Source organism: Shewanella sp. Sh95, assembly GCF_001308045.1.
Lineage (GTDB): Bacteria > Pseudomonadota > Gammaproteobacteria > Enterobacterales > Shewanellaceae > Shewanella > Shewanella xiamenensis.
Map to the genome: position 1 here is coordinate 1 of NZ_LGYY01000156.1, position 672 is coordinate 672.

A 672-nucleotide genomic window follows, 5' to 3' on the forward strand; every position below is an offset into this window, starting at 1 on the left:
TAATCGGGTAGCCGGAGGTATTTAGCCTCCAGCCCCCACACCACCCTGCATGCGGCTCCGCACAGGGCGGTTCATTTAGAACGCCTAACCTGTTTTCTGGTTCGGATAGTGAACCGCGATCCATCCATCTCTCAGTGAATACAATCCTGCTTTCTTGAGATACTCATTACTCAGCGCTTGCTGTATCCCTGGTGTTTTCGAGCTTCGCCACGGCCCTTTGCTTGTAATTCCACAAGCAACGGCCGCTTGGAGCCTGACGCCACGTTTGAGTAAGTTTTGTACCTTAGTCCGTGGCTTTCGCCATTGACGCCAGTAGCACATACGTACTCGACGACGGATCCAGTGGTCTAAATCGACACACTCTTGATAAGCGTTGGCTATGCCAAAGTAGTTGATCCAGCCTTGCATGTATTGCCGCACTTTAAACAATTGATAGCTCATGCTCACGCCCCAATTGCGGTTTGTCAGTCGTCTTATCTTTTGTTTGAAGATGTGCAGTGTTTTGACATGCCACTGGATCTTTCCGCGGTTAAAGGTAAACCCTAGGAACTTGCTTTGGCCTACCTTAACCACTTGGCTTTTCTGTTCGTTAACAACCAGTTTTAGCTTAGTGGCAAGATAGCAAGTAATACTCTTGAGGACACGTTCGCCCGCTCGTTGAGACTTGACCAA

At 49.0% G+C, this 672-nt stretch carries 1 protein-coding gene; it reads right to left on the minus strand.

Translation table 11 applies throughout. The features are described from left to right. Window positions 1–84 precede the first annotated feature (84 nt). Window positions 85–672 (minus strand): group II intron maturase-specific domain-containing protein (locus tag AEA42_RS11475; RefSeq protein WP_280938060.1); only part of this gene is annotated, 588 nt, incomplete at its 5' end.